The sequence below is a fragment of the Mycobacterium sp. genome, from assembly GCF_032162605.1.
In the GTDB taxonomy this organism is placed as follows: domain Bacteria; phylum Actinomycetota; class Actinomycetes; order Mycobacteriales; family Mycobacteriaceae; genus Mycobacterium.
Genome location: NZ_JAVROT010000414.1, coordinates 1 through 7,528, shown reverse-complemented (window position 1 = coordinate 7,528; position 7,528 = coordinate 1). Strand labels below are relative to the sequence as shown.

Sequence of the window (7,528 nt, the reverse complement as noted above, 5' to 3'; positions counted from 1 at the left end):
TCGGCCCCATCCTGCCGATCGTCACCGTCCAATCCCTTGATGAGGCAATCGAATTCGTGAACTCGAGGCCCAAGCCGCTGGCGGTCTACCTGTTCACCAAGTCCAAGAGCGTGCGGGAGCGGGTCATCAAGGAGGTGTCGGCGGGCGGCATGCTGGTCAACCACCTCCTCTTCCAGTTTTCCACCACCAAGCTGCCGTTCGGCGGCGTGGGACCGTCTGGGATGGGGGTCTACCACGGCAAGTTCGGCTTCGAGGAGTTCAGCCACCGCAAGTCGGTGCTGACCAAGCCCACCCGACCCGACTTAACCGCCATGATCTATCCGCCGTATACAGAGAAGGCGTGGAAGCTGGCGCGCAAGCTCTTCTGAGCCAGCTCGAAACAGGACTCGTCAGTGAAGATCGAGAGATTGGAACCCAATGCCCGGAGTGCAGGATCGCGTCATCGTCGTCACCGGTGCCGGTGGTGGTCTCGGACGTGAATACGCCCTGACCCTCGCCCGCGAAGGTGCCAGCGTCGTGGTCAACGACCTCGGCGGATCCCGTGACGGATCAGGCGCCGGATCGGCGATGGCCGACCAGGTCGTCGCCGAGATCAAAGAAACGGGTGGCAGAGCGGTCGCGAACTATGATTCCGTCGCCGAGTCCGAGGGCGCCGAGAACATCATCAAGACGGCGCTCGACGAGTTCGGCGCCGTGCACGGCGTGGTCAGCAACGCGGGCATCCTGCGCGACGGCACGTTCCACAAGATGACGTTCGACAACTGGGACGCGGTGCTCAAGGTCCACCTCTACGGCGGCTACAACGTGCTTCGCGCCGCGTGGCCGCACTTCCGCGAGCAGAGCTTCGGTCGCGTGGTCGTCGCGACCTCGACCAGCGGTCTGTTCGGCAACTTCGGGCAGGCGAACTACGGCGCCGCCAAGCTCGGCCTGGTGGGCCTGATCAACACGCTGGCCCAGGAAGGCGCCAAGTACAACATCAAGGCCAACGCCGTCGCGCCGATCGCCGCCACCCGGATGACGCAGGACATCCTGCCGCCCGAGGTGTTCGAGAAGCTGACGCCCGAGTACGTGGCGCCCGTGGTGGCCTACCTGTGCACCGAGGAACTGCCCGACACGGATTCGATCTTCATCGTCGGTGGCGGCAAGGTGCAGCGCACGGCGCTGTTCCAGAACGACGGCGTGACGTTCGCTCATGTGCCGTCGGTCGACGACGTGGCAGGCAAGTGGGGCGAGATCACCGATCTGTCGGCAGCGCAGTCGGCCAGCTTCAAGCTCGGCTGAGCTTGCATGAAGGCGCTTGTTGCGCAGGAACTCTCCGGGCCAGCAGGGTTGGTCCACACCGACGTCGACGAACCAGCCGGCGACGGGATGGTCGTCGTCGACGTCGGTGCGGCCGGGGTCAGCTTTCCCGACCTGCTGCTGATTCGCGGCGAGTACCAGCTGAAGCTCGACCCTCCGTTCGTCCCGGGAACCGAGATCGCGGGGGTGGTGCGATCAGCGCCCGCAGGCTCGGGCTTCACGGCGGGGCAGCGTGTTTCGGCGCTGTCCATGCTGGGCGCCTGGGCCGAACGGGTGGCCGTGCCGGTGGGAAGCGTCAACCCGACGCCGGATGGCGTCGACGACGGCGCCGCGGTGTGTCTGCTGGGCAACTACTACACGATGTACTTCGCACTGGAACGACGCGCTGCGCTGCGTGCCGGCGAGACCGTGCTGGTGCTCGGCTCGGCGGGTGGAGTCGGGACCGCTGCCATCCAGATCGCAAAGGCGCTGGGCGCCAAGGTGATCGCGATGGTGCACCGTGAGGGGGCGACGGAGTTCGTCGAGTCGCTGGGTGCCGACGTGGTGATGCCGCTGACCGAGGGCTGGGCCCAGGCGGTCCGCGAACAGACCGACGGCCGCGGCGTGGACGTCGTGGTCGATCCCGTTGGAGGGGAGGCCTTCGACGACGCGGTTCGGGTGTTGGCGACCGAGGGAAGGTTGCTCGTGCTGGGCTTCGCCTCGGGCGGCGGCATCCCGACCGTCAAGGTCAACCGGCTGCTGTTGCGCAACGTCAGCGTCGTCGGTGTCGGGTTGGGTGAATTCATCAACCGCACGCCCGGCGCGCAGGCAGAGATCGGCGTCGGGTTGGGCAAGCTCATCGACGCGGGGCTGCGGCCGCCGCCACCGGTGAGGTATCCGCTGTCGGAAGGGCGGGCGGCGTTGGAGAGCCTGGCCAACGGCGGCGTGCGGGGCAAGGTCGTGTTGGTGCCGTGATGAACCGCCCGCGGGCTTTGGCCTTCGACGTCTTCGGGACCGTCGTCGATTGGCGCAGCAGCATCATCGGCGAGCTGGAGATGTTCGGGGAGAGGCACGGCCTTGCCGAGGATTGGGCGGCCTTCGCCGATGACTGGCGAGCCGGTTACCCGGCCGCGATGGACCGTGTGCGCAGCGGTGAGCTTCCGTGGTTGAAGATCGACGCCCTGCACCGCCTGATCCTCGACGGACTCCTCGATCGAGCCGGAATCGACGCCATGCCGGACGCGGATGTCGACCAGCTCAACCTCGCGTGGCACCGGCTGGACCCGTGGCCCGATTCGGTGGACGGCCTGGCCCGTCTGAAACAGCGGTTCGTGATCACGACGCTGTCGAACGGCAACGTCTCGCTGTTGACCAACATGGCCAAACGCGCCGGGCTGCCGTGGGATTGCGTGATCTCCGCCGAACTGTTCCACCACTACAAGCCCGATCCCGAGGCCTACCTCGGATGCGCCAACCTCCTCGACGTGGCGCCGGGGGAGCTGATGCTGGTCGCGGCGCACCCCAGCGATCTGCGGGCAGCGCGCGACGCGGGCTTGATGACGGCGTACGTGGCCCGACCGCTCGAACGTGGGCCCGGCCGCCGACCACCCGGGTTCGAGGTCGGCGAGTTCGACTACACCGCAACCGACTTCCTCGATCTCGCCGGGCAGCTCGGAGCGTGACGCGATGAGCACCGGCGGGATCGTCCTGGTCGCGTTGGTGATCGCCGTCGGGTTGGTCGGCATCCTGGTGCCCCTGCTGCCAGGGTCGGTTCTGGTGTTCGCGGCGATCGCAGTCTGGGCGTTCCTGGAGAAGACCACTCTTGCGTGGGCGACGCTGGGAATCGCCACCGCGATCCTGGCGGCCGCGCTGCTGGTGAAGTATCTGTGGCCTGCGCGACGGATGAAGAATGCCGACGTGGGCACGTGGAGCCTGCTGGCGGGCGGCGTGCTCGGCATCGTCGGGTTCTTCGTCGTCCCGGTGCTCGGGCTGGTGCTGGGGTTCGTGCTCGGCGTCTACCTCGCGGAGTTGGCCGTGCGGCGCGATCAGCGACTGGCGTGGGCGTCGACGGTGCACGCGATCAAGGGCGTCGCACTGTCAGTCGGGGTGGAGCTGCTCGGAGCGCTGTTGGCAACGGCGGTCTGGGTGGCTGGGGTGTTGTTGAGCTGACCCGGGAGAGGTGGTGCGGCGGATGCGGGACGGGTCCATGATGTTGTCATGTCAGAAACCAAGATCACGGTCATCTACGACAACCCCACCGACCCGGAGGCCTTCGAATCAGCGTACGAGGCCGAACAATTGGACGCTGCGCGCAAGATCCCCGGCCACATCCGCTTCGAGACGTCGAAGGTGTGGCCGAAGGAGGACGGGTCGCCGACGCCCGCCTACCGGATGATCGACCTCTACTACCCCGACTACGACGCCGCCAGCCTGGCCGTCACGACACCCGAGGCAGGCGCGTTCTTCCAAGGCATGGCGCAATTGTCCACCGGCGGGGTCCGCGTGCTGTTCTCGGACGTTGAGATACCGCGCGACTGACCTACGCGACCAACGCCTGGCGCAGCCGCGCCACCTGTTCGGCCGTCACACCGAGTGCCTCCAGGTAGCCGGCCGTCGACCCGTACTCCGCATCGATCGTGCGCTTGGCCGCTACCAGGTATTCCTCGCGCACACCGAGCACCTCGTCGCTGAGACGCGCCTCGGCGAACGTGATGATCTCGGGTGTCGTCGTCTCCTCGGCACGGTTGCGGATCGACTCCAGGATTCGCTCGCGCAGTTGGGGCACGGCCGCGTTGCTGCGCAGGAAGTCCGCCACGATGGCATCGCGGGGCACGCCAACGGTTTCCAGCACCAGTGCGACCGTGAACCCGGTGCGGTCCTTGCCCGCGAAGCAGTGGGCGATGACGGGCCGCTGGTCGGCCAGCAGGGAGATGACCTGCCGCACCGCGGTGTGCGCGCCGGGGAGCGCAGGAAAGCGCTCGTACTCGTCGGTCATGAACCGCGCGGCCGCCACGGCTGTGTCTTCGGCAGACTCTCCTCCGGGCTTGGCGGTCATCATGTTCTCGAAGGCACTCTCGTGCGGTGCGTCGGCCTGGTCGGCGGCCAGCTCGTGGAACGGCAGCAGGTGCACGGCGACACCGTCGGGCACCTGACCGGGACCGCGGCGCTCGACCTCACGCAACGACCGCAGGTCCGCGACATCCCCGATGCCGAACTGCGCCAAGGCGGTACGGCCCGCGTCGTCCAGACGGCTCAGCTCGCTGGACCGGAAGAAGCGGCCCGGCTTGATCCCGGTCTCCTCCGCGACGTCACGGAAGTTCCACGCCCCCGAGAGCTCTCCGCCCGTGGACGCCACTACGCGGTCACCGCAGCCGCGAACGGGGTCTTCTCGCGACCCAGCTCGGCGCGGGCGATCGTGCGCATGTGCACCTCGTCCGGACCGTCGAACAGCCGCATCGCGCGGTGCCAGCCGTACAGCCGCGCGAGCGGGAAGTCGTCACTGATGCCGGCGGCGCCGTGCACCTGGATCGCGCGGTCGAGGACATTGCACGCCATCTGCGGGGCCACGGCCTTGATCATCGCGACCTGGTTGCGGGCTTCCTTGTTGCCGTGCTCGTCGATGGTCCAGGCCGCCTTCTCGCACAGCAGCCGGGCCTGGTCGATCTCGTTGCGGGACAACGCCACCTGCTGCTGCACCACGCCCTGCTCGGCCAGCGGCTTGCCGAAGGCGATGCGCTTGTTCACCCGGTCGACCATCAACGCCAGCGCCCGCTCGGCCACCCCGATGGCGCGCATGCAGTGATGGATGCGACCGGGGCCGAGGCGAGCCTGGGCGATCGCGAAGCCGCCGCCCTCCTCGCCGAGCAGATTCGACACTGGCACCCGCACGTTGTCGAAGACGACCTCGGCGTGCCCGTGCTGGTCCTGCCAACCGAAGACCGGAAGCGAGCGGACGATCGTGACTCCTGGGGTGCCGATGGGCACAAGGATCATCGACTGCTGCTGGTGTGACGCGGCGTCGGGGTTGGTGCGACCCATCACGATCAGGATCTTGCAGCGCGGATCGTTGGCGCCGGAAGTCCACCACTTCCGGCCGTTGATGACGTAGTCGCCGCCGTCGCGCAGCATCGTCGTCTCGATGTTGCGCGCATCGCTGGAAGCCACCGCGGGCTCCGTCATCGCGAACGCGCTGCGGATTTCGCCGTTGAGCAGCGGTTCCAGCCAGTCCTTGCTCTGCTGCTCGGTGGCGAACAGGTGCAGGGTCTCCATGTTGCCGGTGTCCGGTGCCGCGCAGTTCAGCGCCTCGGGAGCGAGCTCCATGCTCCAGCCCGACAGCTCCGCCAGCGGCGAGTACTCCAGATTGGTCAGCCCCGACACCGCAGGCAGAAACAGGTTCCACAGCCCCCTGTCCCTTGCCAGCTTCTTGAGCTCCTCCACCACCGGCGGCACCGTGTGATCGTTCGGCCCGGCCTCCAGCCGGTACTGGTCGTAGGGGTGTTCGGCGGGGAACACGAACTCCGTCATGAAGTCGGTGAGCCGTTGGTGGTAATCCTGCGCTTTAGCCGACCTTGCGAAGTCCATGACCGCCACGATATGACACCCGTCGGGTCACCCTTCGAGCACGGTGACGTCGCCGGTGCCCCCGTCGACTTCGATCAGCGTGCCGGTCGTCAGGCGGGTGGCGGCGCCCCGCGCGTTGACGACACACGGCACCCCGAACTCACGGGCCACGATCGCGGCGTGCGACGTTGGGCCACCGAGTTCGGTCACGACGGCCGCGGCGTAGGCGAACGCCGGGGTGTAGCCGACGTCGGTGACCTTGGCGACGAGGATCTCCCCTGGCTGCAGATCGTCGATGGTCTCGGCCGCCACGATGCGGACCAGGCCGCAGGCCCGGCCACCGGATACCCCGATCCCGTGCAGGACCTCGCCGCCGCCGAGCTCGGGGGCGGGCGCGACCGCCGGTTGCCAGCGGCCGCTGAACGCCTCCGGTAGGACCAGGTCCCGCAGGGTGAGCTGCTCCGCGCGGCGGCGGGCCACCACGGCGGCGACGTCGGCGGGCGGTGCGTCGAGCTCGTCGACAAGGAGGTAGAACACGTCGTCGACCTCACGGATCTCACCGGCGTCGACCAGCCTGCGGCCGTACTCGCGCAGCAGACCTCGGAGCACCCAGATCGCGCGCACCATCCGGTCGCGACGGACCTCGCGCTCGCGGATCTGGACGGCCGCGGCTGCGGCGACCGCCCTCGCCCGCAGCGGCACGTCGGGTGGGGCCGGCAGTTCCCGCGGTGTGGCGGTCAATGCCTTGGTCACCATGCGGATCAGCAGGTCGGGATCGTCGGCGTAGGTGGCACTGCGCATCTCGACCTCGCTGGGCCCGCGGTGGCCGATGAGCGCCAGCTCGCGGGTCAGATCGCCGAAGAACCCCGGCGCCAGCGACGCCAGCGCCGTCGCGTCGATCTCGGGCTCGGACAGCAGCTGCGCCGCGATCGGGTCCCGCCGTGCGGCGGCCGCCAGCCGATGTACCGCGCTGAGCGCCTGTGCGCTGACGAGGTCGGATCCGGCTGCGGGCAGCACGTCGCGACCGCACAGGAGCCGAAGCACGACGCCGTAGCCGGCGCACAGCAGGATCGACGCCGAGGCGAGCACCCAGCCGTGTACCACGTGGTCGCGGCCGAGCAGGATCAGCTCGCGCAGCCGTCGGTCGTCCAGACCTGCCGGGTCTGCCGCCGAGAACTCCAGCGTCTCGACGTCGCGCACGAAGTCCCGCGTGTCGCGACCCGATCCCGCGGACAGGCCGATCAGGCAGTTGGCGAACGTCAACCCGCCACGGAGTTGCCGGACGATGCCGCGGGGGGCGACGGGCGGCAGCTGTTCACCGAAGAGCTCCAGACCGTCCTCGGTGTGCCCGAAGAACCCGGAGAGCACGATCGCCGGGTCGATGAACGGCACGGTGTGCGCCATGAAGTGCCCAGTCGTGATGCCCGCGTACAGCCGGTGGCCGAACACGCCGGTGGTCCGGACGGACATCTCCCGCTGCACCGCTCCGCCCGGGCGCAGTCGCTCGGAGATGACCAGACCCGCCGCGCGCGTGCCCAACACCGTGACCGACGCCGACGACGGGGAGAACGGGCCAGGAAGGGCCTCGGACAGATTGGTGGCGATGAACGCCGGGAAGCGGGGGTCGATCGGGGTGTCGAACTCGCCGTCGACGCGCCGACCCCCGTCGGCGTCGGGGCCGGCCGCGACC

General features: G+C 68.6%; 9 protein-coding genes. 6 read left to right on the top strand and 3 right to left on the bottom strand.

Annotated elements, in window-relative coordinates; genetic code table 11:
* The 6 genes from QOI01_RS23525 to QOI01_RS23500 all read left to right on the top strand — a co-directional run.
* Positions 1 to 368 (top strand): aldehyde dehydrogenase family protein (locus QOI01_RS23525; RefSeq protein ID WP_526385231.1); only part of this gene is annotated, 368 nt, incomplete at its 5' end.
* Between the two features lie 49 nt (positions 369 to 417).
* Complete coding sequence (locus tag QOI01_RS23520) at positions 418 to 1,281, top strand: SDR family oxidoreductase (protein WP_526385229.1); 864 nt, start codon at positions 418 to 420, stop codon at positions 1,279 to 1,281.
* 6 nt (positions 1,282 to 1,287) lie between these two features.
* A complete protein-coding gene (locus tag QOI01_RS23515; protein ID WP_526385227.1) occupies positions 1,288 to 2,253 on the top strand; it encodes an NADPH:quinone oxidoreductase family protein in 966 nt (321 codons plus the stop codon).
* On the top strand, positions 2,253 to 2,960 hold the full coding sequence (locus tag QOI01_RS23510) for a haloacid dehalogenase type II (protein WP_526385225.1): 708 nt from the start codon (positions 2,253 to 2,255) through the stop codon (positions 2,958 to 2,960). The genes QOI01_RS23515 and QOI01_RS23510 overlap by 1 nt, the downstream gene beginning before the upstream one ends.
* A 4-nt stretch (positions 2,961 to 2,964) precedes the next feature.
* Entirely contained in the window at positions 2,965 to 3,447 is a 483-nt protein-coding gene (locus QOI01_RS23505) for a DUF456 family protein (protein ID WP_526385223.1), read from the top strand.
* Between the two features lie 48 nt (positions 3,448 to 3,495).
* Positions 3,496 to 3,816 (top strand): EthD family reductase, encoded by a 321-nt coding sequence (locus QOI01_RS23500; RefSeq protein WP_526385221.1) that lies wholly within the window; start codon positions 3,496 to 3,498, stop codon positions 3,814 to 3,816.
* A 1-nt stretch (position 3,817) separates the two neighbouring features.
* On the opposite strand, the gene QOI01_RS23495 is transcribed toward QOI01_RS23500, so the two are convergent.
* From QOI01_RS23495 to QOI01_RS23485, 3 genes are all read right to left on the bottom strand, one after another.
* Entirely contained in the window at positions 3,818 to 4,633 is an 816-nt protein-coding gene (locus tag QOI01_RS23495; protein WP_526385219.1) for a tyrosine-protein phosphatase, read from the bottom strand.
* On the bottom strand, positions 4,633 to 5,859 hold the full coding sequence (locus QOI01_RS23490; protein ID WP_526385217.1) for an acyl-CoA dehydrogenase family protein: 1,227 nt from the start codon (positions 5,857 to 5,859) through the stop codon (positions 4,633 to 4,635). Before QOI01_RS23490 ends, QOI01_RS23495 begins: the two co-directional genes overlap by 1 nt.
* Positions 5,860 to 5,886: 27 nt before the next feature.
* Positions 5,887 to 7,528, bottom strand: a 1,642-nt coding sequence (locus QOI01_RS23485) for a PEP-utilizing enzyme (protein ID WP_526385215.1), incomplete at its 5' end; no start/stop codon positions are given.